Genomic DNA, 24,518 nt, shown 5'->3' with positions numbered 1-24,518 from the left:
CGCGCCGGCGTTCACGATCGGCGTGAGTCTGAAGATGTACTTCGGGCACGCGCGCACCCTCGACTGGGCGCGCAGCGTCGCCGAGCTGGCGCGGACGCATCCGGCGATCACGAGCGGCGCCGTCGAGCTCTTCGTCGTGCCGACGTTCCCCTCGCTCGTGCCGGTCGGCGCCCTCGCCGCGGAGGCGGGCATCGCCCTCGGCGCGCAGGACCTGTTCTGGGAGGACGCGGGAGCGTTCACCGGCGAGGTCAGCGGTGCCGAGCTGCGCGAGGTCGGGTGCCGGCTGGTGGAGATCGGCCACGCGGAGCGCCGAGCTCTCTTCGGCGACGACGACGAGCGCATCCGCCTCAAGGTCGCCGCCGCGTTCCGGAACGACCTCGTGCCGTTGCTCTGCGTCGGCGAGGCCGAGCGCGGCAGTGTCGAGGACGCGGTCGAGCTGGTGCTCGCGCAGATCGCCTCCGCGCTCGAGACGAGCGATGAGGCCGGAGCTCTCGGCCCGATCCTCGCGGCGTACGAGCCGGTGTGGGCGATCGGCGCCCCCGAGCCCGCCGAGCCCGCCTTCATCGCCGGAGTCGTCACGGCCCTCGAGGAGGCGCTCACCGCGCTCCCGGGGCGGGCCGGCAGCCGCGTGATCTACGGCGGCAGCGCCGGGCCGGGCCTGCTCACCGCACTGGCGGGGCGCGTGCCCGGGCTCTTCCTCGGGCGCTTCGCGCACGATCCGGAGGCGGTGCGCTCGATCCTCGACGAGGCGTACGTGCTCGCGGGGGCCAGACCGTGATCGGGCTGAGCAGCTACGCCTTCTTCTGGCGCTCCTCCGACCGCGTGCCCGAGCCGCTGGGCATCGAGGACATGGTGCGCGAGACGGCGGCGCTCGGCGTCGGCCTGCTGCAGCTGTGCGACGTGCCGGTGATCGAGGAGTTCGACGCGGAGCGGCTCGAGTCGCTGCGCGCACTCGCCGCCGCCGAGGGCGTCGCCCTCGAGCTCGGCACCCGCGGTACCGACCCCGAGCACCTGCGGCGCTACCTCCGCCTGGCCGCCGCGCTCGACGTGACACTGCTGCGCAGCATGTGGACCTCGGGGGAGGACCGGCCGGACCGCGAGGAGACGCTGCGGCGCCTCCGCGAGATCGCCCCCGCCCTCGAGACCGCCGGGGTCACGCTCGCGCTCGAGACCTACGAGCAGGTCGCCACCGCCGCGCTGGTCGACGTCATCGAGACGTTGGACGACCCGCGGATCCGCATCTGCCTCGACCCCGCGAACACCGTCGCGAACCTCGAGCTGCCGGCCGACGTGACCGCGCTCTGCGCCCCCTACGTCGCCAACTGGCACGTCAAGGACTTCGACTTCAGCCGCAACCCCGGCTGGGTCGGCTTCGTCTACACCGGCACGGCGCTCGGCGACGGCCGCCTCGACTACGACGGCATGCTCGCGCTGCTCGACCCGGATGCCCGCGGCATCCACCAGATCATCGAGTTCTGGCTCCCCTGGCAGGACACCGTCCCTGCCGCGGACCAGGCACTCGTCACCACCCGGCTCGAAGCCGAGTGGACCGCCACCACCCTCGCTCACCTCAGGAGAAGGAACCCATGACCGACACCACCGTCACCACCTCGGGCACCGCCGCCCCCGCCCTCACCGTCGCCGTCATCGGCGCCGGCGGCAAGATGGGCATGCGGGTCTCGAACAACCTGCAGAAGTCCGCCTACACCGCCCTCTACTCGGAGGCGTCCCCCGCCGGCCAGGAGCGCACCCGCGAGGCCGGCCGCGAGATCACCTCGACCCCGGACGCCGTCGCGAACGCCGACGTCGTCATCCTCGCGGTCCCCGACGTCGTGCTCGGCGCGGTGTCCGAGGACGTCATCCCGCAGATGAAGTCGGGCGCGATCATCCTGACGCTCGACCCCGCGGCCGCCTACGCCGGGCTGCTCGCGAAGCGCGAGGACATCCACTACGCGGTCGCGCACCCGTGCCACCCCTCGGTGTTCCTCGAGCGCACCACTCCGGAGGAGTGGGCCGACACGTTCGGCGGCATCGCGGCCCCGCAGGAGGTCGTCGCGGCGCTCGAGGAGGCGGACGACGACGTGCGTGCGATCGCGGAGGGCGTCATCTCGACGATCTACGCCCCCGTCATCGCGGTGCACTGGGTCACCGTCAAGCAGCTCGCCGTGCTCGAGCCGACCCTGGTCGAGACCATCGCCTGCATGATCGGCGAGTTCCTCAAGGAGGCGCTCGAGGAGACCGTGAACGGGGTCGGCGTGCCCTACGAGGCCGCCCGCGCCATGCTCTACGGCCACACCTGGATCGCGCTCACCAACGGCCTGCGCGGCTCGAACCCCTTCTCGGAGGCGTGCCACATCGCGATGGGCTACGGCCGCGAGGCGCTCATCAAGGACGACTGGAAGAAGATCTTCGACGACTCCGAGCTCGACTCGGTCATCGCGAAGATGCTCAAGATCGACGCCGTCAAGCGCTGATCCCGCAACGAGGGAACCCCGGCCCGTCGAGAGGGCCCGCTGTCAGCGGCGGTCTCGACGGCCCGGGGTTCCCTCGGTCGTACCGCTAGAGGCGGACGACCATCTTGCCGGTGTTGGCGCCGCGCATCATCGAGAGGAACGCGTCGACCGCGTTCTCGATGCCGTCGACGACCGTCTCGTCGTAGGCGATGCTGCCCTCGGCGAACCAGCCCGACATGAGCCGATTGAACTCCGGCGCGTGGTCGAGGTAGCCGCTCAGCGTGAAGCCGCGGAGGGTGAGCCCGCGCGTGATGATGTTCGACATGTTGTCGGGGCCGGCCGACGCCTGGGCGCTGTTGTAGCCGGCGATGGCACCGCAGAGCGCCGCCCGCCCGCCGTCGCGGAACGCGTCGAGCGCGGCCTCGAGGTGGTCGCCTCCGACGTTGTCGAAGTAGACGTCGATGCCGTCGGGTGCCGCCGCGGCGAGCTGCTGGCGCACGGGGCCCGCGTGGTAGTCGAACGCGGCGTCGTAGCCGTACTTCTCGGTGAGCAGAGCGACCTTCTCGGCGGAGCCCGCGGATCCGATCACCCGGGACGCTCCCAGCAGGCGCGCGATCTGCCCGGCGGCCGAGCCGACGGCTCCCGCGGCGCCCGAGACGAAGACGGTGTCGCCCTCCTTCATGCCCGCGATCGCGGTGAGGCCGACGTAGGCGGTGAGCCCGGTCATGCCGAGGATGCCGAGCCGGAGCGACAGCGGCACCCCGGGGATCTCGTCGACGACACGGAACTGCGACGCGGGAGCCTGCGCGATGTCGCGCCAGCCGAGCTGGTGCAGCACGACGCTGCCGACCGGGATCGACGGGTCGGCGGAGGCGGTCACGCGGCCGATCGCGCCTCCGGTCATGGTCTCGCCGAGCGTGTAGGGCGGCGTGTAGCTCTTGACGTCGTTCATGCGGCCGCGCATGTAGGGGTCGACCGAGAGGAACGCGTTCGCGACGCGGACCTCGCCGTCGGCCGGCTCGTCGTAGTGCACCTGAGCGGTGCGGAAGTCGTCGGCGACGGGCCAGCCGTCGGGGCGGCGGACGAGCTGGATCTGAGTGCTGGTGATCATGAGGCCTTTCGGGGTGGGGCGGCGGTTCAGGAGGCGGCGAGGCCGATCGCGAGCGCGATCACCGCGAGCAGACCCGGAGCCATCTGGGTCAGCGCGGCGCGGCGCTTCGCGGGGGAGGAGAGCAGCAGGACCAGCGCGGCCCCGACCATCGAGCCGGTGCCGGTGAAGACCAGCGCGGCGCCGACGGCGGTGGCTCCGGAGGCGAGCGTCACGACTCCGACGATCGTCACGATCGCGAGGAACAGGTTGTAGAAGCCCTGGTTGAACGCGAGCTCCCTGGTCGCCTCGGCTTCGCCCGCACTCGTGCCGAAGGTGGTGCGGGCCCGCGGAGTCGTCCAGAGGAGCGACTCGAGCACGAAGATGTAGACGTGCAGCAGCGCGGCGAGGGCCGCGAGCACGAGTCCGATGACGATCACGGGAGAGCCTCCTGATTGTGTAATGGCTGGTCCACAATATACTGGATCGAGCGTTACACAACCAGGGAGGCGCGATGGGTCGGCTGCAGGGCTTCGAGACCGGGGCGGTCGTCCGCGCCGCGCGCGCCGTGTTCTGGGAGCGGGGCTTCGAGGAGGCGTCGCTGCCCGAGCTCGAGACGGCGACCGGCGTCGGCCGATCGAGCCTCTACCACGCGTTCGGCAGCAAGCGCGGGCTGTTCGACGCGGCGGTGCAGAGCTACCTCGACGAGGTGGTGCGACCGCGGCTGGCGCCTCTGGTGACGGAGACCGTCGACTTCGGAGCGCTCGAGGACTACTTCACGGGGCTGCGAGGCGCCCTCGCCGACGCGGCGTCGATCTCGGCGCGGAGCGGCTGCCTGCTGCTGAACGCGGCGGGCGCGCCGATCGCGCGCGACGACGCCGTGCGCGAGGTGATCGCCGACTACCGGGCCGAGCTGCTGGCCGCGATGCGGGCGGGGGCGGCGTCGCGCTGGCCGAGCGCCTCCTCCGGGTGGCTAGCGCAGCAGGCCGACGTGCTGGTGTCGCTGCTGGTCGCTGCGCTGGTGCTGGCGCGTGTCGACTCCGCGCAGTCGGTGGCGACGGTCGACGCGGCGCTGGCGCTGGTGCGGGCGCCGCACGCGTCCTGACGCACCTCCGGCTCGCCGAACCGGGTTCGACCCGCGGAAACCGGCGATTCGTGCGAGCCGAACGGGTTCACGCGAGCCGACGACGCGGCGTGCACGGAGGAAGCCCCCGTGCACGCCCGATCTCGAGGACGGGCGTGCGCGGGGGCTTCCGGCGTGCAGCGTGTCAGTCGGTGCCGGCGTCGAACGCGGCGCCCTCGGAGGCGAGGTCGGTCGCGCGACCGAGCGCGTCGGCCGCGGCGGAGCCTCCGCCCTCGGTGATCGCCTCGCCCTCGCCGATCTCGAGGTGGCCGACCAGCTCGGCGGTCGAGCCGCCGACCAGTCCGGCGGCCGCGTACTGCTCGAGGCGCGAGCGCGAGTCGGCGATGTCGAGGTTGCGCATCGTGAGCTGCCCGATGCGGTCCTCCGGGCCGAAGGCGGCGTCGCCGACGCGCTCCATCGACAGCTTGTCGGGGTGGTAGCTCAGCGCCGGACCCGACGTGTCGAGGATCGTGTAGTCGTCCCCGCGGCGCAGGCGCACGGTGACCTCGCCGCTGACGGCCGAGCCGACCCAGCGCTGGATCGACTCGCGCAGCATCAGCGACTGCGGGTCGAGCCAGCGGCCCTCGTACATCAGGCGGCCGAGGCGGCGGCCCTCCGAGTGGTACTGCGCGATGGTGTCCTCGTTGTGGATCGCGTTGAGCAGGCGCTCGTACGTCAGGTGCAGCAGGGCCATGCCCGGCGCCTCGTAGATGCCGCGGCTCTTGGCCTCGATGATCCGGTTCTCGATCTGGTCGGAGTTACCCAGGCCGTGGCGTCCGCCGATCGTGTTCGCCTCGAGGACGAGAGCGACCGGGTCGGAGTACTCGACGCCGTTGATCGCGACGGGGCGACCGGCCTCGAAGCGGACGGACACCGTCTCGGCGGCGATCTCGACGTCCTCGCGCCAGGCGGCGACGCCCATGATCGGCTCGACCAGCTCCATGCCGCTCGAGAGCTCCTCGAGGCGCTTGGCCTCGTGGGTCGCGCCCCAGATGTTGGCGTCGGTCGAGTAGGCCTTCTCGGTGGCGTCGCGGTACGGGAAGCCGCGGGCGACGAGCCACTCCGACATCTCGGTGCGGCCGCCGAGCTCGTTGACGAACTGCACGTCGAGCCAGGGCTTGTAGATGCGCAGGCGCGGGTTGGCGAGCAGACCGTAGCGGTAGAACCGCTCGATGTCGTTGCCCTTGTAGGTGGAGCCGTCGCCCCAGATGTCGACGCCGTCCTCGCGCATCGCGCGCACCAGCAGCGTGCCGGTGACCGCACGGCCCAGCGGGGTGGTGTTGAAGTAGGTCTTGCCCCCCGAGCGGATGTGGAAGGCGCCGCACTGGAGGGCGACGAGGCCCTCCTCGACCAGCGCGCTCTTCGCGTCGACGAGGCGCGAGATCTCGGCGCCGTACTGCGCGGCGCGAGAGGGCACGCTCTCGATGTCGGGCTCGTCGGCTTGGCCGATGTCGGCGGTGTAGGTGCACGGGACGGCACCCTTCTCGCGCATCCAGGCGACAGCGACGGATGTGTCGAGGCCTCCCGAGAATGCGATTCCGACACGCTCGCCCACGGGCAGACTGCTCAACACTTTCGACATGGCTCCGATTTTAGGAGACTCCGCGGGGGTGCTCGTGCCGCCGGACCCGGCCGAGTGGCCCGCGAGGGCCGACTGGGTGGTTTCCCGTTGGGGGTCTGGACGGCCGCGGTGAGCGCGTGCCACGCTCCGCAGGCCACTCGACGACGAGTGGCTCCGCCTGCTCTGCACCGCGAAAGGCCACTCCGTGCCACAACCCGTGCTTCGCCGCGTCGCCGCGATCACTCTCGCCTGTCTCCTCGTGACGGGTGGCGCAGCCGCGCTCGCCCCGCTCGCCTCCGCCCTGCCGGCCGGGGTGATCGAGCCGACGGCGACTCCTGAGCCCACCGCGACTCCCACAGCGACTCCCGAGCCCACCGTCACTCCCGAGCCGACGCCGACTCCCACCGCGACGCCGACGCCGACGCCGACGGTCGCTCCCACCGCGACGCCGACGCCGACGCCGACGGTCGCTCCCACCGCGACGCCGACGCCGACGCCGACGGTCGCTCCGACGCCGACGGTCGCTCCGACCGCGACGGTCGCTCCGACCGCGACGCCGAGGCCGACCGTCGCGCCGACGCGCACCCCGACTCCGACCCCGACGCCGACACCTCCGCCCGCGACGCGGCCGGACCGGCTCGTCGGCGGCCAGTCGCTGACCGCGAACCAGAGCATCACGTCGCCGAACCGCTTCTTCCGCTTCACCCTGCAGTCGGACGGCAACGCGGTCCTCTACGACGACACGAACAACGCCCGCTGGAGCACCGGCACGGGAGGCTCGGGCGGAACGCGCCTCGTCATGCAGGGTGACGGCAACCTGGTCGTCTACACCGCTTCGAACAGCGCTGTCTGGAACTCGGGCACGGGTGGCAACCCAGGCGCCGTCCTCGTGATGCAGGACGACGGCAATCTCGTGATCTACCGCAGCAACGGAACGGCCGCCTGGGCGACCTCGACGTCGACTCCTCCCGCCGTGACCGGCGACACCCTGCGCGGGGGAGAAGAGCTGCGTTCCTCGCAGCAGCTCACCTCGACCGACGGAGGCTCGCGCGCCGTCATGCAGGTCGACGGCAACTTCGTGGTCTACAGCGGCGACGCCGTGCGCTGGAACGCGGGGACGTCGGGAGCCGGGAACAAGCTGGCGATGCAGTCCGACGGCAACGCGGTCGTGTACTCGTCCGGAGGCGCCGTCCGCTGGCAGTCGGGCACCTCGGGCACCCCGGGTGCGCGGATGGTGATGCAGAACGACGGCAACCTCGTCATCTACTCGCCCTCCGGTCGGGCACTGTGGTCGACCTACACGCCTCCCGCGCCCGTCCTGCGCGACGTGCTCTCCGGAGGCGGTGAGCTCCGCTCCGGTCAGCAGCTTCTATCGAGCGACGGAGGATCGCGCGCGGTCGTGCAGGCCGACGGCAACTTCGTCGTCTACAGCGCGAACGGCGTGCGCTTCTCCGCCGGCACGACGGGCGCGGGCAATCGGCTGGCGATGCAGGCCGACGGCAACGCCGTCGTCTACTCCTCCGACGGCCGCCCCCTCTGGCAGTCGTTCACGAGTGGGAGCGCGGGCGCTCGCATGGTGATGCAGAACGACGGCAACCTCGTGATCTACTCGACCACCGACCGTCCGCTGTGGTCCAGCTACACGCCTCCCGCGCCCCCTGCACCCGCCATCGAGGACACGCTCTCCTCGGGCAACGAGCTCGGGTCGGGCCGCGGCCTGCGCTCGAGCGACCGGGGCAGCGAGGCCGTGATGCAGTCGGACGGCAACTTCGTCGTCTACAGCCGTGGATCCGTGCGCTTCAGCACCGGCACGACCGGCGGGGGCAACCGGCTCGTCATGCAGGCCGACGGCAATGCGGTGATCTACTCCGCGAGCAATCAGGTCAGGTGGCAGTCGGGTACCAGCGGCAACCCTGGGGCGCGCATGGTCATGCAGAACGACGGCAACCTCGTCATCTACCGAGGAGCGGTGCCCATTTGGCAGAGCAACCAGGCCGCGCCTGCTCCCGCTCCGCAGCCCGGGCCTGCTCCGGGGCCTGGACCGCGCCCGAACGGACCTGAGCGGACCTGCGACTCTTTCCGAGGACAGGGTGACTGGGCGGCCGCCAACGCGTGGTTCCAGACGTACGCAAACGCCGGAAATCTCGACGGCGACGGCGACGGCGTGCCCTGCGAGAGTCTTCCCGGAGCGCCGTAGGGAACGGCTTCGGCGAAGGCCCGCTTCCACGACCGGAGGCGGGCCTTCGCCCGTCCGGCCGCACCGCGCCCTCCCCGGGAAACTCCTTCTCGAGCTGGGCGACTAGCGATCCGCCTGTCAGATCCCCCCGCGCAGCCCCACCGCGGGCATCACTATCTCGTCGATCAGCGACACCAGGTAGTCGCGGTCGATCGGCTCGCGCAGCAGCAGCACGCGGTAGGCGACCATCGACGGGGAGATCAGCGCGACCATCTCGACGTCGACGTCCGGTGCGATCTCGCCGCGGGCGATCGCGCGGCGCAGGAGGAAGCTGTTCGCCCGCGCGCGCGGCTCGACGATCGCGGCCCGCACGGCGTCCGAGAGGTCGGGCGACTTGGAGATCATGGCGACGACACCGGCCATGATCTGGAGCTTGCGCTCGGCGTCCTCCATCGTGCGGGGCTTGATCAGGGCGACGAGGTCGCCGCGGAGCGTGCCGGTGTCGGGGAGCGCCGCCTCCGTGAGATCGGCGCCCTTCATGCAGGCGAGCGCCTCGACCACGAGCTCGGCCTTCGAGTCCCAGCGGCGGTAGAGCGTGGCCTTGCCGGCACGGGCCCGCGAGGCGACCATGTCGATGGTCATGCCGTCGTAGCCGGTCTCGGCGAGCACGTCGAGGGCCGCGGTGAGGATCTCGACGTCGCGGCTCGGGTCGCGGCGGCGACCCGGACGCGCGGGGGCGTCGGAGTCGATGGTCGGGGGAGGGGGCGGCATCATCGCGGCGTCTCCTGTCGATCGGAGGCCGCCCGTGTGACGGCCACGTGAATTCTACGACGAATACTGAACCGGGCAGTTCCGAAACTCCGGAGTCTCGTATATGGTCGCCTCCATGTCGCAGACCTCCTCCCTGCCGGTAGTCACCGCCCCCGCGGTCCCGGCCCCCTCGAACCGCCGATGGTGGACGCTCGTCGCCGTCGGACTCGCCCAGCTCATGGTCGTGCTCGACTCGACCGTCGTGAACATCGCCCTCCCCGCCGCCCAGGCCGACCTCGGCTTCTCGGACGGTGACCGCCAGTGGGTGGTCACCGCCTACTCGCTCGCCTTCGGCAGCCTCCTGCTGCTCGGCGGCCGCCTCTCCGACCTCATCGGCCGCAAGCGCACCTTCATCATCGGCCTGATCGGCTTCGCCATCGCCTCCGCCCTGGGTGGCGCCGCGCCGAACTTCGAGCTGCTGATCGCGGCCCGCGCCCTTCAGGGCGTCTTCGGCGCTCTGCTCGCCCCGACCGCGCTCGCGGTGCTCACCACGACCTTCACCGTGCCGAAGGAGCGGGCGCGCGCGTTCGGCGTCTTCGGCGCGATCGCGGGAGCCGGCGGCGCCGTCGGCCTCCTCCTCGGCGGCGTGCTCACCGAGAGCTTCGACTGGCGCTGGAACCTCTACATCAACGTGATCATCGCGGTCGTCGCGGTGATCGGCGCGATCGTCTTCGTCCCGGCCATCGACCGCACCGGGCCCCGCCCGAGGCTCGACGTGCCGGGCACGATCCTGGTCTCGGCCGCGCTGTTCGGCCTGGTGTTCGGCTTCGCCAACGCCGAGACCGACGGCTGGGACTCGCCGATGACCTGGGTGCCGCTCGCCGCCTCCGTGGTGCTGCTGGTCGGCTTCGTGCAGCGCCAGCGCACCACCGAGCACCCGCTGCTGCCGCTGCATATCGTGCTCGACCGCGACCGCGGCGCCGCCTACCTGTCGGTGCTGATCGCGGGAGCGGGGATGTTCGGGATCTTCCTGTTCGTCACCTACTTCCTGCAGGTGTCGCTGGGCTACTCGCCGATCCAGACCGGTCTGTCCTTCCTCCCGATGATCGGGATGCTGGTGCTCGCCGCCCAGCTCTCGACGAACCTCCTGCTGCCCCGCTTCGGGCCGAAGATCATGGTGCCGTTCGGCATGGTGCTCGGCGTGATCGGAATGCTGCTGCTCACCCGCCTCGACCTCGACAGCGCGTACGCCGCCGACGTGCTGCCCGCACTAATGGTGCTCGGCTTCGCCATGGGCTCGATCATGCCCGGCTCGATGCAGACGGCGACCCGCGGAGTCGACATGCGCTTCGCCGGAGTCGCCTCGGCGATGGTCAACACCAGCCAGCAGGTCGGCGGATCGATCGGCACGGCGCTGCTGAACACGCTCGCGGCCACCGCGGTCACCGACTACCTCGCCTCGCACACCCCGGCGACAGCGGCCACGGCGGCGGAGGCGGCCGTGCAGAGCTACGCGGTGGCGTACGGCTGGGGCGCCGGCTTCTTCGCCCTCGGCGCGGTGCTGTCGGTGCTGCTGTTCCGCCGGAAGTCGGACGCGATCAGCCCGACCGCCGGAGCGGAGCCGGTGATCGCGCACTGAGCCCTGGACGACGGAGCGGACGGGACCTTCCGGGGTCTCGTCCGCTCCGTCGTCTCGCCCGACATGTCGGCGTGTTGCAGGCGCCGTCGAGGCGGCCACGGTGCGTCAGTAGCGTCGGGGGATGCCCGAGACCCTCGACATCGTCCACCTGCGCACGCTCGTGGCGATCGCCGACTGCGGCGGCTTCGGGCGTGCGGCCGTCGCGCTGCACATCAGCCAGCCGACGGTCTCGCAGCACGTCCGCACCCTCGAGCGCCGGCTCGAGCGCACCTTCATCGAGAAGGTCGGGCGGAAGGCCCGCTTCACGCCGGCCGGCGAGCGCCTCCTCGTGCAGGCCCGCCGCATTCTCGCCGTCCACGACGACGCGCTCGAGACGCTGGACGCGGCCAGCGAGAACCCGCTGGCCCTCGGCCTGACCGAGCCCGCCGTCGAGCAGCTGCTGCCGCGCCTGCTCGAGACCCTGCAGCGTGCCTTCGACGATCGGCCCCTGACCTTCTCTCTCGACCGCTCGACCCATCTGGCGGAGGCGGTGGCCCGCGGAGTCGTCGACCTCGCGGTCATCCTCGGGGTCGGCGGCGACCTGCCGGGCCGCCAAGTCGCGACGCTGCCGCTCGACTGGTACGCGGCGCCCGGCTGGCAGCCTCCCGAGGGCGCGCCGATCCCGCTCGTCGCCTACTCCGAGCCGTGCGGGATGCGCCAGCGCGCGCTGCAGCAGCTCGGCGCGTTCGGGCACGAGGTGCGGGTCGTCGCCGAGTCCGCGGGGCTCGAGGGCGTGATCGCTGCGGCGCGAGCGGGCATCGGAGTCGCGGTGCTCCCGACCTCGCACCAGGGCGCCGCTGCCGACGGTCTCGAGGTGCGGCGCGACCTGCCGGCACTCGGCTCGGTGAACCTCCGGCTGGTCTCGCGCCGCGGACTCGCGCCCGATGTCGAGGACACGGCGCTCGCTGCGCTCACCGAGCTGTTCGGCGCGTCCCGCGTCAGAACGCCGCTGCGCGAGGTGCGCTCGTGACCATGACGAATTCTTACCAATGATCGGATTCGCCGATCGGAACGCATCCGGAATCATCGTTGGACGCCGGGCTGCGGCCGCCCGTAGCGTCGATGACATGACCTCTCCGCGTGCCCTCGTCTCGACCGTGCCCTTCGGCGCGGTGCGAGTGGCGCGCCTCGGAGCAGCGGCCGGTCGGATGCGCCGCCGAATGCTCGTGGGCGGGAACCCCTTCGCGTCGGTGCGCGGATGTTCCTGTCCGGCCTCTCGCTGACGGCCCGGCGCTGACGCCTCCGCGTCGCCTGCGCTGACGCCTCGGCGTCACCCTCCTCTGACACGGCCGCATCCTCGGCCGCTCGCGACGGGCGCTCCTCGTGCAGCGCCGTCGACCCCCTCCGCCGGGCCGCTGCGCCGCGCCCGCGCACCGTCTCCGCGCCTTCGCGCACCCCCTTCGAAAGGACCACCACCATGGCCGTCGAGTTCATCTCCGCGATCAACGTCAACAGCTCCAATGAGGTCAACGGCCTCACGCAGGCGGGCATCGACGTCGCCCACCTCCGCCGCTACTCCCGGATCCTCGAGGACGGCGGCTTCGACTACACACTGGTGCCCTACGGCTCGGCCGGGCACGACCCGTTCACCGTCGCCGCCGCGGTGACGCAGTACACCGAGCACTTGAAGCCGATCGTCGCGCTGCGGCCGAACACGGTCTACCCGACCGTCGCCGCCAAGGCGCTCGCCACGCTCGACCAGCTCTCGGGCGGCCGCGCCGTGGTGCACTTCATCGCCGGAGGCAACGACCACGAGCAGGCCCGCGAGGGCGACCGCCTGGGCAAGGTCGAGCGCTACGCCCGCCAGGAGGAGTACATCCGGATCCTGCGCCAGGTGTGGTCGGCGACCGAGCCCTTCGATCATGAGGGCACCTACTACCGCTTCGAGGACTTCGTCTCGCGGGTGCGACCGGTGCGCGGGAGCATCCCCGTCTCGGTCGGCGGCTCGAGCGACGAGGCCTACCGCCAGGGCGGGGCGCTCGCCGACATCTTCGGACTGTGGGGCGAGCCGTTGGCCGACACGCAGCAGCAGATCGACCGGATCGCCGACGCCGCGCTCGCCGCGGGTCGCGCCGACACTCCGCGCACCTGGGTCACCTTCCGGCCGATCATCGCGCCGACCGAGGAGCTCGCGTGGGAGAAGGCGCACCGGATCCTCGGGATCCTGCAGGGCCGCTCGAGCGCGACCGCGACCCCTCGGAAGGGCGAGAAGGGCCTCTGGGTGCAGACACCCGACGCGAAGGGACCGGCGAACGTCGGCTCGCAGCGCCTGCTCGACATCGCGAGCCGCAAGGATCTGCACGACCGCGCCCTCTGGACCCCGACGGCGACCGCGACCGGTGCGCAGGGCGCCTCCACCGCTCTCGTCGGCACCCCCGAGACCGTCGCGGCGGCGATCCTCGACTACGTCGACCTCGGCGCCGACCTGATCTCGATCCGCGGCTACGACAACCTCAACGACGCGGTCGACTACGGGCGCTACATCATCCCGTTGGTCCGCGAGGAGCTCGCGCACCGCGAGGCGTCCGGACGCCGCGGCGAGATCGTCGCGCAGCCTCCGCTCGAGAGCCCCGAGCTGGTCGGAGCGATCGCGTGACGCTCCTCGACGCCCCCGCCCGCCTCGTCCCCGACCTCTCGGACCGCGCCCTCGCGCGCCTCACCGCGCGCCTGGCCGAGACCGCCGAGCACTACGACCGCACCGCCGAGTTCCCGTGGGAGGGGATCCGCGCCGTCCACGAGGCGGGACTGCTCACCGTCGCGGTCGGCTCCCGCTACGGCGGCACGCCGCCCTCCACCGTCGATCTCGTCCGGATCTTCGGGGCACTCGGCCAGGGCGATCCGGCCGTCGCGCTGATCTCGGCGATGACCGTGCTGCAGCACGCCGCGCACGACCGAGGGGCGACCTGGCCCGACGAGCTGTACCGCCGCGTCCTCGCCGACTCCGCCGAGCGCCCGGTGCTGCTGAACGCGGTGCGCGCCGAGCCCGAATGGGGCGCCCCCGCCCGCGGCGGGCTGCCCGCCACCACCATCCGCCGCGACGGCGACGAGTGGGTGCTGGAGGGGCGCAAGGGCTTCGCCACCGGCTCCGAGGGGCTCGCCTACCACCTGGTCTGGGCGGTCGACCTGCAGGGACCCTCGGGCGAGCCGGAGCTCGCACACGCGATCGTGCCGGGAGACGCCCCGGGGGTCCGGGTCGAGAAGACCTGGGACCACCTCGGTCAGCGGGCCTCGAGCACTCACGACGTGGTCTACGAGCAGGTGCGCCTGCCGCTCGAGTACTTCCGCGGCGTCCCGCGCTCACAGCTCGCTCCGGAGGCGGGGGCCGGCGGAGGCTTCGGCCTCGCGGTCGCGGCGCTCTACGTCGGCATCGGGCGGGCGGCGCAGAGCTTCTTCGTGCGGTTCGCGAACGAGCGGATCCCGACCTCGCTCGGCCGCCCGATCGCGACGACGGAGCGCATCCGCTCGGTCGCCGGCGAGATCGAGGCGCAGCTCGTGCAGGCCGAGGAGGTGCTGCTCTCGCTCGCCGCCCGCGTCGACGCCGGCGACCCGAGGGCCGCCGAGCGCCTCGTCGTCGGCAAGCTGCTCGCCACCCGCTCGGCGATCGCCGCGGTCGAGACCGCCGTCGCCGCCCTCGGCAACCCGGGGCTCACGCGGCACCACCCGCTCGAGCGCCACCTCCGCGACGTCCTGGCCTCGCGGGTGCACCCGCCGCAGGACGACGCCGCCCTCCTGATCGCCGGCACGCGCACCCTCGCCGCGTTCTGACCCTTTCTTCCTCTTAGGACACACAGCCATGACTCTCCGACGATCCCGCTGGGCCGGCGCCGCCGCGCTCACCCTCGCCACCGCCCTCGCTCTGACCGCCTGCTCCGGATCCTCCGACGCGGGAACCGCCTCCACCGACGGGACCCCGGTCGACGGCGGCCGGCTCTCGCTCGCGTTCTTCCCCGACAACGCCGCCTTCTCGTGCGTCGACCCGTTCCAGACCTACTGGATCGAGCACCGCACCGTGATCCGCAATGTCGCCGACTCCCTCACCGACCAGGACCCGGAGACGGGCGAGATCGAGCCGTGGCTCGCCACGGATTGGAGCGTCGACGAGGCCGGTACGGAGTACACGTTCAACCTGCGCACCGATGTGACGTTCTCGGACGGCACCGCCTTCACCGCCGACAGCGTGAAGACGGCGTTCGACAACGACCAGGCGACGCTCGCCCAGCTGCCCGCGGCCTACGGCGGCGTCTACCTCTCCGGTTACTCGGGCACGGAGGTGATCGACGCCGACACGGTGAAGGTCACCTTCTCGACCCCGAACGCCGCGTTCCTCCAGGGCACCTCGACCACCAACCTCGCGATCCTCGCCGCGTCCTCGTACGAGAAGACGCCCGAGGAGCGCTGCCTCGGGGCCGTGGTCGGCTCGGGGCCCTTCACGCTGACCGACTACACGCCGGGCACGGGCATCACGCTCGACAAGCGCGCCGGCTACGCCTGGGGCTCAGCCCTGCGCGGGAACACCGGGGAGGCGCATCTCGACGGGATCGACATCAGCTACGTCGCCGAGGACAGCGTCCGCGTCGGCCAGCTGACGAGCGACGAGATCGACATCGCCTGGCCTCGCAACCCGATCTCCGAGAACGACCAGGCGGTGATCACCGGCGGCGGCGACTCCGTCGAGAGCCGGTCACTGCCGGGCCCGGCGTACAACTACTACCCGAACATCGCGGAGGGGAAGATCCTGGCCGACGAGACGGTGCGGCAGGCCGTGCAGAAGGCGATCGACCGCGAGACCTACGCGTCGACCGTCTTCGGAGCGGACTACCCGGCCGCGACCAGCGTCTACGACACGACGACGCCGTTCTACGAGGACGAGTCCGCGACGCTGGCCTTCGACGCCGACGGCGCGGGCGAGCTGCTCGACGAGGCGGGCTGGGCGCTGGAGGACGACGGCTACCGCTACAGGGACGGGACGAGGCTCACCCTCTCGACGCCGATTGTCGCGCAGTTCGGAGCCGGGGATCAGCTGATCCAGGACCAGCTCAAGCAGGTCGGCATCGACCTCGAGCTGAACGTGATCACCGCGGCGCAGCGCGCCGACGTGCTGACCAGCGGCGACTACGACCTGATCTCGACCTACTACACCCGCGCCGATCCGGGAGTGATCCAGTGGATCATCGACTCCCGGTACGCCGGATCGAAGGCGCAGGCGGTCAACAACTTCACCGCCGCGCAGGCGACCGAGGTGCAGGCGCTGCTCGACGAGGGAGTCCAGACCGTCGACGCGACGGCCAGGGCGGACGTCTACGCCGAGCTGCAGGACTACCTGCTCGAGAACGCGCTGGTCTTCCCCTTCGCCGAGCGGGTGCAGCTCGCGGGCGTCTCGTCGGCGGTGCACGGGTTCCGCTTCACGTCCGAGGCGTTCGGCGACTTCGCCGGGACCTGGATCCAGCGATGACGACGCTCGCGGCGCCGAGGAGGCCGGGCACCCGCTCGGCCCCCTCGGGCCTCGGCCGCTACGTCGCCGGCCGGCTGGGTCAGGCCGTTCTCGTGCTGTGGGCCGCCTACACCGTGACCTTCGCGGTGCTGTGGCTGCTGCCGAGCGATCCATTGGCGCTCCTGCTCTCGGCCAACAACGTCGAGCTCGACTCCCTCACCCCGCAGCAGCTCGCCGAGGCGCAGGCGCGCTACGGACTCGACCAGCCGGTCTGGCAGCAGTACCTGCACATGCTCGGCGGTGCGCTCCGGGGCGACTTCGGCACCTCGATCACCAAGGGGATCCCGGTCGCCGACCTGATCGCCGAGAAGCTGCCCGGCACCCTCCAGCTGAGCGCCCTCGCGATCGGGCTCGCGCTCGTCGGCGGCACCGCGCTGGCCTACCTGGCGGCGTACGTGCGGTATCGGCCGCTCAAGGTGGTGCTGAGCCGACTCCCGTCGGCGGGAGTCGCTTTCCCCGGGTTCTGGATCGGGCTGCTGCTCATCCAGTTCTTCGCCTTCACTCTGCATCTGCTGCCCTCCACCGGCAGCGCGACGCCGGCGAGCCTGATCCTGCCGGCGGTGACGATGGCGATCCCCACCTCGGCGATGCTCGCCCAGGTGCTGATCCGCAGCTTCGCGGACGTCGAGCGGGAGGCGTACATCACGACCGCGCGCGCCACCGGGCTCTCCCGCGGTGCGGTGCAGTGGCGGCACGCGTTCCGCAACGCCTCGCTGCCGACGCTGACGATCCTGGGCATCCTGGCCGGCAACACCGTCACCGGCGCGATCGTCGCCGAGACGATCTTCGCCCGGCAGGGCATCGGCACGCTCGCCCAGGAGTCGGTGCTCACCCAGGACGTGCCGGTGGTGCAGGCCATCGTGGTGCTGGCCGCGGCCGTCTTCGTCGGGATCAACCTCCTCGTCGACCTGCTCTACCCCCTCCTCGATCCGCGCATCACCACGACAGCGAAGGCGAGCCGGCCATGACGCTCGAACTGACCCGCACCGAGACCGCCGTGACGCTCGCCTCCGAGCCCCGAGAGCGCGCCGCGCACGGGAGGTCTGCCCGGCGGCTGAGGACGCTCCGGCTCCTCCTGCGCCGACCGGGATTCGTGCTCGCGCTCGCCTTCGCCGTCTTCGTGCTGCTGTCGGCGATCGTCCCGGCGCTGTTCACCGGCTACGACCCGTACGCGACGGCTCCGGTCGACAAGCTGCAGGCGCCCAGCGGTGCGCACCCCTTCGGCACCGACGAGCTCGGCCGCGACCTGCTCTCGCGGGTCCTGCACGGCGGGGCGCTGACCGTCCAGGCCACGGTAATCGCCCTCGCGATCGCCCTGGTCGGCGGTCTCGCGCTCGGCGTCGTCTCGGGCTATGCGGGCGGAGTCGTCGACGCCGTCATCATGCGGATCGTCGACGTGCTGCTCGCGATCCCGGGTCTGCTGCTGGCGCTCGCCATCGTCACCGCGATCGGCTTCGGCACGCTGCCGGTGGCGCTCGCCGTGGGCATCGGGATCCTGCCGGGCTTCGCGCGCACCACCCGCGCCGAGGTCCTGCGGGTGAAGACGCTGCCCTACGTCGAGGCCGCCCGCACCGGAGGCGCCACCCGCCTGCGCATCCTCGTGCGGCACGTGCTCCCGAATTCGTGGGGCCCGGTCGCCGTGCTGGCGGTGCTCGACCTCGGCACGGCGATCATCGCCGTCGCGGCCCTGAGCTTCCTCGGCTTCGGTGCCGCACCACCCGCCGCGGAGTGGGGCACGCTCATCTCGAGCGGCCGCAACTACCTGGTGACCAGCCCGTGGCTCTCGCTGCTGCCCGGCCTGTTCGTCGGACTCCTGGTGTTCTCGCTCAACCACGTGGCGAAGACCGTCGAGGAGGTGCAGCGATGAGCGCGCTCGTGCGGCTGGACCGCCTCTCGGTCGCCTACGGCGAGCAGACCGTCGTGCACGAGGTCTCGCTCGAGATCGCACCGGGCGAGATCGTGGCCGTGGTCGGCGAGTCGGGGTCGGGCAAGTCGACGACCGCGAACGCCGTGCTCGGGCTGCTGCCCGCGAACGGCAGGATCCTCGGCGGCTCGATCGAGATCGCCGGGGACGACGTGACCCGCGCCTCCGAGAAGGAGCTGCGACGCCTTCGCGGCCGGTTCGTCGGACTCGTGCCGCAGGACCCGATGGTCGGGCTCGACCCGACCCTCCGGATCGGTGCGCAGGTCGCCGAGGCCGTGCGCCTGCGCGGCGTCGACCGCCGCTCGGTCGACGCCGAGGTGCTCGAGGCGCTCGGGCAGGCCGGGATCGACGACCCGGAGCTGCGGGCGCGGCAGTACCCGCACGAGCTCTCGGGCGGGCTCCGCCAGCGGGCGCTGATCGCGATCGCCCTGGCGGGGAAGCCGCGGCTGATCATCGCCGACGAGCCCACCTCCGCCCTCGACGTCACGGTGCAGAAGCGGATCCTCGACCACCTGCAGTCGCTGGTCCGCGAGCAGGGGATCGCGCTGCTGATCATCACGCACGACCTCGCGGTCGCGGCCGACCGGGCAGACCGCGTGCTCGTGCTGCGCGCGGGCCGGGTGGTGGAGCAGGGTCCGCCGGCCGAGATCCTCGTCTCGCCGCGCGAGGAGTACACCCGCGCCCTCATCGCCGCGGCGCCCGGTCTCGGGCACGGCGGGAGGGTCGTGCCGCGCTTCGAGCACGTCGAACCGGCACCCGAGATCCTCCGGATCGAGAACGTCGTCAAGGACTTCCCGCTGCCGGGGCGCCGCGGCGACTTCCGCGCGCTCGACGACGTGTCGTTCACCGTGCGCGCCGGGCAGACGCTCGCGCTGGTGGGGGAGTCGGGGTCGGGCAAGACGACCGCGCTCCGGATCGCCCTCGGGCTGGAGCGCGCGTCGAGCGGCCGCGTGCTCGTCGAGGGCGCCGACCTGACGACGGCGCGCGAGAAGCAGTGGCGGCCGCTGCGCCGGCGCATCCAGCTGGTGCACCAGAATCCGTTCGCGGCGCTCGACCCGCGCTTCACCGTGCTGGAGTCGGTCGTCGAGCCGCTGGTGTCCTTCGGAGTCGGCGATCGCGCCTCCCGCCTCGCCCGCGCCCACGAGCTGCTCGACCGGGTCGGGCTGCCCGACTCCTTCCTGTCCCGCCTGCCCGCCGAGCTGTCGGGCGGCCAGCGGCAGCGGGTGGCGATCGCCCGGGCGCTCGCGCTCGGCCCCGACCTCGTGCTGCTCGACGAGCCGGTGTCGGCCCTCGACGTGTCGGTGCAGGCGCAGATCCTCGAGCTGCTGGTCGAGCTGCAGCGCGACCTCGGCGTCGCCTACCTCTTCATCTCGCACGACCTCGCGGTCGTCGCCGAGGTGTCGCACGAGATCGTGGTGCTCAACCGCGGCCGGGTCGAGGAGGCGGGCACCACGTCGCGCGTCTTCCGCTCCCCGGAGGCGGAGTACACCCGGACGCTGCTGGCCGCGATCCCGGGCGCCTCGGCGGTGGCCTCGTGAGCCGGCGCTTCGTCGTCATCGGCGGAGGCGCTGTGGGCTCGGTCGTCGCGGCGCAGCTGCACCTCGCGGGGGAGGACGTCGTCCTGATCGCGCGCGGCGAGCACCTGCGCCTCGTCCGCGAGCGCGGGCTGCGCCTCCGACGACCGGCCGGCGACGAGATCGTGCCCCTTCCCGTGGCAAGCGGGCCCCTCGAGGCCGCGCCCCGCCGGGGAGACGTGCTCGTCCTCACCGTCAAGGCGCAGGACGCCGAGGCGGCGCTCGCCGAATGGGCGTGGACGCCGCTGGCCGGCGGGGGAGCGGGCGCCACCCTGCCGGTGCTCACCTTCCAGAACGGACTCGCGGCCGAGGACCTGGCCCTCCGGCGCTTCGCCGAGGTGCACGGCGTCTCGATCGGCATCGCGGCCAGCTTCCTCACCCCGGGCGAAGTCGTCTCCCCGTCGTTCCCGACCGTCGGCGCACTGTGGATCGGCCCCCATCCCGACGCCGACGATCCGCGGGCGGAGGCGCTCGCCGCGACGTTCCGCGGCGCGGGCTTCGCGGCCCGCGCGGTGCCCGACATCAGTGCGTGGAAGGCGCGCAAGCTGCTCGCGAACGCCGTCAACGGCCTCGATCTCTTCACCGGCAGCGACGACGAGCGCGCCGCCCTGCGCGAGGTGCTCGTGGCCGAGGCGCGCCTCGCGCTCACCGCGAACGGCCGCACGGTCGCCGACGACGACGGCACGCGCCTCCGTGTCGACCCCGTCGCCGGCCACACTCCCGGTCGTCTCTCGACCTGGCAGAGCTTCGCCCGCGGTGCCGGCAGCGAGGTCGATCACCTCACCGGCGAGGTCGTTCTGCTCGCCCGGCGCGCGGGCGTCGCCGTGCCGGTGAGCGAGCGGCTGCAGTTCCTCCTCGGGCTCCGCGGTCGGGAGGCGGCCGTCGTGCCGCTGGCCCTCGCCGAGCTCTCCGTCCCCTCTTCTGTCTTCGTCCCCTCTCCTGAAGGAGTGCCCGCATGACCCTGACCATCCCCGTCCTCCCGGCGCGGCACTTCGACGAGCCCGAGGGCATCGCCCCCCGCGGCACGCTGATCGTCCTCGGCGGCCGCGGCGAGACTCCCGCCGTCTACGAGCGCTTCGGCAGCCGCATCGCCCGCGACGCCTACCGCGTCCGCGCCCTCGGCGACGCGACCAGAGTGGGCGTGCGGGAGGCGGCGCTCGAGCTCCTCCGCGACCCCGCGGCCGTCTCGCCCCTCGTGCTCGTCGGTTCCGACGCGGGCGCGGCCGTGGCCCTCGAGATCGCCGCCACCCACCCCGACGCGGTCGACGCGGTGATCGTCGCCGGTCTGCCCGTCCGCGCCGAGGGCGGCGAGGGCATCGCCGAGCGGACCGCCTGCCCGAACCACGCAGGCGTGCTGGCGCGTGAGGCCGACGCCGGCGCGCGCGACGCGGTGCTGCCGCCGTCGCTGCTCGCGGTCGCGGCCAGCGCCGTGCGCGCCCCGCTGCTCGCGCTGCACGGCGAGGCCGACGCGATCAGCCCCGCGGCGGAGGCGGTGGCCGTCTACCGCACCGCCCCGCGCGCCGAGATCCACCTCCTCGCCGACGGGCGGCACGACGCGCTGAACGACGCGACGCACCGCTCGGCCGCGGCGACCGTGGTGCTGTTCCTCGAGCGGGTGAAGGCGTCGGCGGCGACCGCGGCGATCATCACGCGGGTGGAGGCGTGAGCGCCGTCGCCCCGCCCGTCGCCCCGGACTTCGCGCCGGCCGTCGCGCTGGCCGATCGCTCGGGCTGGTCGCCCGGCGGAGACCCCGTCGGAGTGGTCCGCGCCCGCGATGTCGACGAGGTCCGCGCGACGCTCGCGTACGCCTCCGCCCACGGGATCCCCGTGGTGACGCGCGGGGCCGCCTCCGGACTCGCGGGCGCCGCGAGCGCGGGCGAGGGCGTGATCGTGCTCGACGTCTCGGGGCTCGACCGCATCCTCTCGATCGACGCGGTCGACGGCATCGCGCGCGTCGAGCCCGGGGTGATCACCGCCGATCTCGATCGCGCCGCAGCCCGCCACGGCCTCCTCTACGCCCCCGACCCCGGCAGCGTCGAGATCTCGACCATCGGCGGCAACATCGCCACCAACGCGGGCGGGCTGCGCGGCGCGAAGTACGGAGTGACGCGCGACGCCGTACTCGCCCTCGACGTCGTCCTGGCCGACGGCTCCCTCGTGCACCTCGGCCGCGACACGGTGAAGGGCGTCGTCGGCCTCGACCTGACCGCTCTCGTGGTGGGGTCGGAGGGGAGTCTCGGCGTCGTCGTCGGTGCGACCCTGCGCCTCCTGCCGCGGCCGCGCATCACTGCGACCGCCGCCGCGTTCTTCACCGACGTCGCCGCGGGAGCCGAGGCGGCGGTCGCGCTGGCGCTGGCGGGGCTCCGCCCGAGCGTCCTCGAGCTCGTCGACGACCGCACACTCGAGGCGATCGATAGTCTGCGCGGCAGCGATCTGGCGGCCCGCGGAGGCGCGTTCCTCCTCGTGCAGACCGACGGCTACGGCGCGGCGGACGAGATCGAGGCGGTGCGCGCCGTGCTCGCGGTGACCGCGACCAGCGTCGAGACCACGCTCGACGCCGCCGAGGGGCTCGCCCTGGCGGCCGCGCGTCGCGATGCCCTGCCCGCCATCGAGGCGCGCGGGCGCGTGCTGATCGAGGACATCGCCGTGCCTCGGTCGCGCCTCGCCGAGGCGATCCGCCGCATCCACGCGATCGCCGCCGACACCGGGGCCGACGTCTACGTCTTCGCCCACGCCGGCGACGGCAACCTGCACCCGATCATCCGCCTCCGCGACGACTCGGCGGAGGCGCGCGCGCAGGCCGACGCCGCGGCCGAGGCGGTGTTCGCCCTCGCCCTCGAGCTCGGCGGCACCGTCAGCGGTGAGCACGGCGTCGGCGGCCTCAAGCGCGAGTGGGCCCGGCGCGAACTCGGCCCCGACATCGTCGCCCTGCAGCGCGCGGTGCGGCGGCTGTTCGATCCGCAGGGCATCCTGAATCCCGGAACCGCGCTGTGAGCGCACTCGAAAGGACGGTCATGACCGACACTGCCTCCTCCACCGGCACCGACATCCCGGACCGCGCTGCCGTCCTCGTGACGCCCGACGAGCTGGAGGCGGCGCTCGCGTCGCCGGAGCCCCCGCTCGTCCTCGACGTGCGCTGGCGCCTCGACCGGCCCGACGGCAGACCCGCGTACCTCGAGGGACACGTGCCGGGAGCCGTGTACGTCGACCTCGATCGCGAGCTGGCTTCGCACGGTGACCCCGGCGACGGGCGGCACCCGCTGCCTCCGATCGAGGCGCTGCAGGAGGCGGCACGCGGCTGGGGCCTGCGGCGGGGGCAGGCCGTCGTGGTCTACGACGACCTCAAGAACCTCTCGTCCGCCCGGGCCTGGTGGCTGCTGCGCGCGGCCGGAGTCTCGGATGTGCGGCTGCTCGACGGCTCGCTCCGCGCGTGGACCGGCTCGGGTCGCTCGCTCGAGACCGGGCCGGCGACTCCGGAGCAGGGTGATGTGGAGCTCGCCTACGGTTCCCTGCCGGTGCTCGACATCGACGCGGCGGCCGCGTTCCCCTCCGCCGGTGTGCTGCTCGACGCCCGCGCCCCCGAGCGGTACCGCGGGGACGTCGAGCCGATCGACCCTCGCGCCGGGCACATCCCGGGGGCGCTCAACGCGCCGGCGACCGAGAACGTCGACTCCGACGGGCGGTTCCTCCCGGCGTCCGAGCTGCGCGCGCGCTTCGAGGCGGTCGGGGTGCGGGCCGATGCTCCCGTCGGCGTGTACTGCGGCTCCGGAGTGACGGCCGCCGCCGACGCGGTCGCGCTCACCCTCGCGGGCTTCGCGCCGCGCCTGTACCCCGGCTCGTGGTCGCAGTGGTCGAACACCCCCGGCCGCCCGGTCGCGACGGGCCCGTCCGCGTAGGCGCATCCACCCCTCGAGAACGCAGGAGTTGTCGTACTCGGCATGCGACTACGACAACTTCTGCGTTCTCACGCGGCGCCGGGGGAGTGGCGCGCCTCAGTTCAGGCGGGAGTGCTCGCCCAGGTGGTGCCAGGTGCGGTTGTGGTAGACGAGCGGAGCGGTCGTGTCCGAGTCCTCGGGCACGTGGGCCTCGAGCGCGTGGACCGCGACGATGGTCGACGACCCCGCCTCCATGCGGTTGATCACGGTGCCGCGGATCCACGCGGCGGCGGTCGGGAAGTACGGCTCGCCCGTGGGAAGTCGCGACCAGATCGACGTGTCGGCGAAGCGGTCGATGCCGCTGGTCGAGCCCAGGCGGGCGAGATCGAGCTGGCCGGCGCCGAGAAGGTGGACGACGAGGGTCTCGGACGCCTGGATCGCGGGCGAGCTCGACGACGCCGATGAGAGCGAGAACACGAACAGCGGAGGCTCGGCGCTCACCGAGAAGACGGAGGTCGCGGTCAGCGCGACGGGCCCCGTCCCCGGATCGGCGGTGATCAGCGCGACTCCGGCGGCGTGGTTGCGGAACGCGAGCTTGAACTCGTCCGGCGACAGTCCCGCGAACGCGGCACGGGGGTGCGGGTCGTCGGCGGCCGGAGTGGTGGCGAGGTTCTCACGGCTCATCGGAGGCTCCTGATCGATCGGGGATGCGGCGCAGGGTCGGCCCGCCTTCGCGCCGCAGCACTGCCCCTCCAGCCTGTCGCACGACCGGAGGCGCCTTCGCCGCATTGCGGAGTATGACACCGGCTCCTGCGCTCGCTCCCTG

The 24,518-nt window shown here is 72.6% G+C and carries 22 protein-coding genes; 17 read left to right on the top strand and 5 right to left on the bottom strand.

Going from position 1 to position 24,518, the window contains the following annotated elements; all coding sequences use genetic code 11:
• Positions 1–22 precede the first annotated feature (22 nt).
• The 3 genes from ASG06_RS14045 to ASG06_RS14035 are packed head-to-tail and all read left to right on the top strand — an operon-like array spanning position 23 to position 2,474.
• On the top strand, positions 23–778 hold the full coding sequence (locus ASG06_RS14045; protein WP_231727745.1) for a triose-phosphate isomerase family protein: 756 nt from the start codon (positions 23–25) through the stop codon (positions 776–778).
• A complete protein-coding gene (locus ASG06_RS14040; RefSeq protein ID WP_056043370.1) occupies positions 775–1,590 on the top strand; it encodes a sugar phosphate isomerase/epimerase family protein in 816 nt (271 codons plus the stop codon). Before ASG06_RS14045 ends, ASG06_RS14040 begins: the two co-directional genes overlap by 4 nt.
• Positions 1,587–2,474 carry a phosphogluconate dehydrogenase C-terminal domain-containing protein gene (locus ASG06_RS14035; protein WP_056043368.1) on the top strand — a complete coding sequence of 296 codons (888 nt, stop codon included), beginning with the start codon at positions 1,587–1,589 and terminating at the stop codon, positions 2,472–2,474. Before ASG06_RS14040 ends, ASG06_RS14035 begins: the two co-directional genes overlap by 4 nt.
• 85 nt (positions 2,475–2,559) lie before the next feature.
• On the opposite strand, the gene ASG06_RS14030 is transcribed toward ASG06_RS14035, so the two are convergent.
• Together ASG06_RS14030 and ASG06_RS14025 are read right to left on the bottom strand one after the other, a co-directional pair.
• Positions 2,560–3,564 (bottom strand): NADP-dependent oxidoreductase, encoded by a 1,005-nt coding sequence (locus tag ASG06_RS14030; protein ID WP_056043365.1) that lies wholly within the window; start codon positions 3,562–3,564, stop codon positions 2,560–2,562.
• A 26-nt stretch (positions 3,565–3,590) separates the two neighbouring features.
• The gene (locus tag ASG06_RS14025; RefSeq protein ID WP_056043361.1) at positions 3,591–3,980 is read right to left on the bottom strand and encodes a DUF1304 domain-containing protein; all 390 of its coding nucleotides are present in this window, start codon (positions 3,978–3,980) and stop codon (positions 3,591–3,593) included.
• 74 nt (positions 3,981–4,054) lie between these two features.
• On the opposite strand from ASG06_RS14025, the gene ASG06_RS14020 reads away from it, so the two are divergent.
• Positions 4,055–4,645, top strand: coding sequence for a TetR/AcrR family transcriptional regulator (locus tag ASG06_RS14020; RefSeq protein WP_056043358.1), 591 nt, complete (start codon positions 4,055–4,057; stop codon positions 4,643–4,645).
• A 163-nt stretch (positions 4,646–4,808) separates the two neighbouring features.
• Here the strand turns inward: ASG06_RS14020 and argG are convergent, their stop codons facing one another.
• Complete coding sequence (gene argG, locus ASG06_RS14015; protein WP_056043355.1) at positions 4,809–6,245, bottom strand: argininosuccinate synthase; 1,437 nt, start codon at positions 6,243–6,245, stop codon at positions 4,809–4,811.
• Between the two features lie 184 nt (positions 6,246–6,429).
• On the opposite strand from argG, the gene ASG06_RS14010 reads away from it, so the two are divergent.
• Complete coding sequence (locus ASG06_RS14010; RefSeq protein WP_082499242.1) at positions 6,430–8,421, top strand: hypothetical protein; 1,992 nt, start codon at positions 6,430–6,432, stop codon at positions 8,419–8,421.
• Between the two features lie 117 nt (positions 8,422–8,538).
• Here the strand turns inward: ASG06_RS14010 and ASG06_RS14005 are convergent, their stop codons facing one another.
• Positions 8,539–9,174, bottom strand: a complete 636-nt coding sequence (locus ASG06_RS14005) for a TetR/AcrR family transcriptional regulator (protein WP_056043349.1) — start codon at positions 9,172–9,174, stop codon at positions 8,539–8,541.
• Between the two features lie 112 nt (positions 9,175–9,286).
• Between ASG06_RS14005 and ASG06_RS14000 the strand changes: the two genes are divergently transcribed.
• The 12 genes from ASG06_RS14000 (at position 9,287) to ASG06_RS13945 (ending at position 23,713) form a co-directional block, all read left to right on the top strand.
• Positions 9,287–10,789 (top strand): MFS transporter, encoded by a 1,503-nt coding sequence (locus tag ASG06_RS14000; protein WP_231727743.1) that lies wholly within the window; start codon positions 9,287–9,289, stop codon positions 10,787–10,789.
• A 121-nt stretch (positions 10,790–10,910) separates the two neighbouring features.
• Entirely contained in the window at positions 10,911–11,798 is an 888-nt protein-coding gene (locus tag ASG06_RS13995; protein ID WP_056043343.1) for a LysR family transcriptional regulator, read from the top strand.
• A 447-nt stretch (positions 11,799–12,245) separates the two neighbouring features.
• Positions 12,246–13,424 (top strand): LLM class flavin-dependent oxidoreductase, encoded by a 1,179-nt coding sequence (locus ASG06_RS13990; protein WP_056043341.1) that lies wholly within the window; start codon positions 12,246–12,248, stop codon positions 13,422–13,424.
• Positions 13,421–14,593 (top strand): acyl-CoA dehydrogenase family protein, encoded by a 1,173-nt coding sequence (locus ASG06_RS13985; protein ID WP_056043337.1) that lies wholly within the window; start codon positions 13,421–13,423, stop codon positions 14,591–14,593. Before ASG06_RS13990 ends, ASG06_RS13985 begins: the two co-directional genes overlap by 4 nt.
• Before the next feature lie 28 nt (positions 14,594–14,621).
• A complete protein-coding gene (locus ASG06_RS13980; protein WP_056043335.1) occupies positions 14,622–16,280 on the top strand; it encodes an ABC transporter substrate-binding protein in 1,659 nt (552 codons plus the stop codon).
• Entirely contained in the window at positions 16,277–17,287 is a 1,011-nt protein-coding gene (locus ASG06_RS13975) for an ABC transporter permease (protein WP_056043332.1), read from the top strand. Before ASG06_RS13980 ends, ASG06_RS13975 begins: the two co-directional genes overlap by 4 nt.
• The gene (locus ASG06_RS13970) at positions 17,284–18,186 is read left to right on the top strand and encodes an ABC transporter permease (protein ID WP_056043329.1); all 903 of its coding nucleotides are present in this window, start codon (positions 17,284–17,286) and stop codon (positions 18,184–18,186) included. Before ASG06_RS13975 ends, ASG06_RS13970 begins: the two co-directional genes overlap by 4 nt.
• The gene (locus ASG06_RS13965) at positions 18,183–19,781 is read left to right on the top strand and encodes a dipeptide ABC transporter ATP-binding protein (protein ID WP_056043327.1); all 1,599 of its coding nucleotides are present in this window, start codon (positions 18,183–18,185) and stop codon (positions 19,779–19,781) included. The genes ASG06_RS13970 and ASG06_RS13965 overlap by 4 nt, the downstream gene beginning before the upstream one ends.
• The gene (locus ASG06_RS13960) at positions 19,778–20,776 is read left to right on the top strand and encodes a ketopantoate reductase family protein (protein ID WP_056043324.1); all 999 of its coding nucleotides are present in this window, start codon (positions 19,778–19,780) and stop codon (positions 20,774–20,776) included. The genes ASG06_RS13965 and ASG06_RS13960 overlap by 4 nt, the downstream gene beginning before the upstream one ends.
• Complete coding sequence (locus ASG06_RS13955; protein WP_056043321.1) at positions 20,773–21,483, top strand: alpha/beta hydrolase; 711 nt, start codon at positions 20,773–20,775, stop codon at positions 21,481–21,483. Before ASG06_RS13960 ends, ASG06_RS13955 begins: the two co-directional genes overlap by 4 nt.
• Entirely contained in the window at positions 21,480–22,811 is a 1,332-nt protein-coding gene (locus tag ASG06_RS13950; RefSeq protein ID WP_056043319.1) for an FAD-binding oxidoreductase, read from the top strand. The genes ASG06_RS13955 and ASG06_RS13950 overlap by 4 nt, the downstream gene beginning before the upstream one ends.
• A 20-nt stretch (positions 22,812–22,831) precedes the next feature.
• A complete protein-coding gene (locus ASG06_RS13945) occupies positions 22,832–23,713 on the top strand; it encodes a sulfurtransferase (protein WP_056043316.1) in 882 nt (293 codons plus the stop codon).
• A gap of 96 nt (positions 23,714–23,809) precedes the next feature.
• Here the strand turns inward: ASG06_RS13945 and ASG06_RS13940 are convergent, their stop codons facing one another.
• Positions 23,810–24,376: a flavin reductase family protein gene (locus tag ASG06_RS13940; protein WP_056043313.1), complete on the bottom strand. Its 567-nt coding sequence runs from the start codon at positions 24,374–24,376 to the stop codon at positions 23,810–23,812.
• Positions 24,377–24,518 lie beyond the last annotated feature (142 nt).

The sequence above is a fragment of the Rathayibacter sp. Leaf185 genome (assembly GCF_001423885.1).
Lineage (GTDB): Bacteria > Actinomycetota > Actinomycetes > Actinomycetales > Microbacteriaceae > Rathayibacter.
The sequence above is the reverse complement of the archived record's forward strand: the minus strand, read 5'-3'. Positions and strand labels throughout refer to the sequence as shown.